Source organism: Haloplanus sp. GCM10025708, assembly GCF_042663985.1.
Classification (GTDB): domain Archaea; phylum Halobacteriota; class Halobacteria; order Halobacteriales; family Haloferacaceae; genus Salinirarus; species Salinirarus marinus.
In genome coordinates this window covers 1-2440 of record NZ_JBHSZA010000012.1, presented here as the reverse complement: position 1 = coordinate 2440, position 2440 = coordinate 1, and the positions used below count along the sequence as shown (strand labels likewise).

Genomic DNA, 2440 nt, shown 5'->3' with positions numbered 1-2440 from the left:
CATTCGAGATGTTTACCAATATATCCAAATTCGATGAAAGATGTCATATAGGATACAATCGGAGAGGTCGATCTGTAACCCGTAGTGTTTGCGGCCTTCGAGAATCTTCACGGCCAAACGAAGCCAACAACGTATGGCTTGACGGCGAGCTGCGCTCTGTTGTAGCAGTACTGCGTGCGCGATTAGGACGACGGCGGTGAGTGCAGCCGTAATCCGCAGAAGAGCAGCGACCAGTTCACGCGGCTCATCCATGTAACGCATTGTTTTCCGCATAAGGGTGGAGCCACGAAGACTACGGTTTAGGTCACCCATGATTTCGAGTTAGAGCCGCTAATCCTATGCCCAGTCATATGTTTCTCTTCTTTAGCCATGAGGGGGCATATTGCAGATGGACTCCCAATCCTAATTCCGAGATTCCTTTTGAAGATCAAACGAAACTTCGACTTACCGAGTGGTTCGAATCCTACGGAGCGAATGTCTATTGGGAAAAAGAAGAGTCCTATGGACGAACGACGTTCGCTTCTCTCCAGACAGCAGAGAAACCGGATCTTCTGGTTAAACACACTGATTGGCCGACTGTTGCCTATGAAGTGAAGATTGGCAATGATGGAACGGCCATCTATGATGGTGCAATCCAAACCGTTCGTTACTGGCGTCGGTTCGAACGTGGCCATGAAGAGTACACTGTTAATGGAACTATCTACCAACCCGATGTCTTCGCCTTAGCGACTGGCAATGCACAATTTGGTCGCCTGTACGACGATGCTCGTGTCAAAGACAAGTTCAAGTTCGATCTCTTCACAAGCAGCGGCCGGAAGAAGGGAGCACGACACGGTCAAGTGCCAAAACACGAGTATGCCTCCTCAGAAACGACCTTACGACCATGTGGCGATTCATGGAACAGTATGCCGCTGACGAGGATTTATCTTCAGGAAGTGGCGTTGGTGCCCTGTATTCAGACGGGCTCGACAAATCGCCAGAGGATCTCGTCAAGCAGGGCTCAGCACATGATCCAGGTATTTGCTACAAGCGCCCAGCAATGAACCCGAAATGGCGTATTCTTCGGTAAGAGATCGTCTCTTGTAGAATAGTGGATCTCAACATCGGGGCTGAAGGTAGACTCTATGGTACACTTCAGCTCTTAGACCACGAAGGATCCAGTGGTGAGCCCTGAATGAGAACATCGCTGGGACAATTATGGGCGATAGAAAAGCCACTGAGAGTATAGTGGCTTGAATCCAGAATGCTGGATTAGACTCCATAGTTCCAGCCATAGCGACCGCGAACCACGACGCTGGAATCAAAACTCCAGCAACCTTCCATCGCCAAAGAGAGGCCCATTTGAGTAGCACAAAGCCGATCGCCAGGACACTCAGAAATATCAGTCCGAATCCGGGGTTGGTTCCCATGCTAAAGAACGCGAATAGCGGGTGGAGCTGCGAAATCATCGGAATGGATGTAGCTGCTGCGATCGCACCGTAGCCGCCGAGGAGATAGATACCACCAAGTAAGGCGACGACTACGCGAAGTGTGAAGGACTTTGAGCGTGGATCTTTCCCCAACGTCGACGGCTTGGAGCATTCCGATTGAGATAATACTGTGTAATCTCATCGCCGTGCTCTAAGTCAGCAATTTCTCGGCAAAGATCGATTCCAGTAATCAGTCCGACGCCGAGTTCTCGACCAGATTCGATGGCGGTGTCTGTGTAGTAACCAGTTGAGACGATATAGACTCTGTCAGCGTTTTCCTGCTGATAGAGGCTTGAGTACTGTTGTACAGCCGGTCGACCGATTCTATTCGATCCTGCGTAGCATTTTGCTTGGATCGCTACCTGCTCGCCAGTCTCTCGATGTATTGCCATGACATCGAGACCCTTATCGTTAGATTCCTGAAACAGTGGTATCATATCCGAATCCTTCCCAGACATCAGCGATGAGCATTTCAAAAGCATAGTTATCCATTGCGCGTAAATGACGCAATAGAGACGGCTCCGATGTCATGGTGTCCTCCTCAGCCTCTCAGTCATACATTGAATCTACATAAAGATTTAGCTAAGATGAAGGATCAGAAGAAGGATATCTGGGACTGACGAGCGTATCAACTGAAGGCTGACTACGTAGGGTAATATACCTGGAGCGAGGCCTCAGAATCGAACATGAAGCCGATATCGAAGTCAGGAGGGGACAACTCCTCGACGGTCCCCTCCCATGCTGGTGTTGCATCGAGGGCATCCATATGACCGTATAACCGCTTCCAGAGGTCTGCTTGCTCGTAGACATCAGCGTCCTGCGGGATCAATCTGAACACCTCTTTGCTCGCGACAACGATGAGTTTGTACTGCATTCGTGACATAGCAACCGTCAGCCGATTCGGGTTCAGGATAAACTCGTCTTCAGCCTGGAGGAAGTCCGGCTCGGATGCAGTCGCTGAAACGAGAATA

At 50.0% G+C, this 2440-nt stretch carries 3 protein-coding genes; 1 reads left to right on the top strand and 2 read right to left on the bottom strand.

Translation table 11 applies throughout. From position 1 onward, the window contains the following. Nucleotides 1-350: 350 nt before the first annotated feature. Nucleotides 351-1043 carry a hypothetical protein gene (locus ACFQJD_RS19310; protein WP_379800643.1) on the top strand — a complete coding sequence of 231 codons (693 nt, stop codon included), beginning with the start codon at nt 351-353 and terminating at the stop codon, nt 1041-1043. A gap of 476 nt (nt 1044-1519) precedes the next feature. Here ACFQJD_RS19310 and ACFQJD_RS19305 read toward each other — a convergent pair whose 3' ends face one another. Next, complete coding sequence (locus ACFQJD_RS19305; protein ID WP_379800645.1) at nt 1520-1906, bottom strand: restriction endonuclease; 387 nt, start codon at nt 1904-1906, stop codon at nt 1520-1522. Nucleotides 1907-2112: 206 nt separating this feature from the next. Then, nucleotides 2113-2440, bottom strand: a 328-nt coding sequence (locus ACFQJD_RS19300) for a hypothetical protein (RefSeq protein WP_379800641.1), incomplete at its 5' end; no start/stop codon positions are given.

What these genes read in the sequence shown, in the direction of transcription:
- ACFQJD_RS19310 (WP_379800643.1), top strand. Translation starts at nt 351, where the DNA reads ATGTTTCTCTTCTTTAGCCATGAGGGGGCATATTGCAGATGGACTCCC.
- ACFQJD_RS19305 (WP_379800645.1), bottom strand. Translation starts at nt 1,906, where the DNA reads ATGATACCACTGTTTCAGGAATCTAACGATAAGGGTCTCGATGTCATG.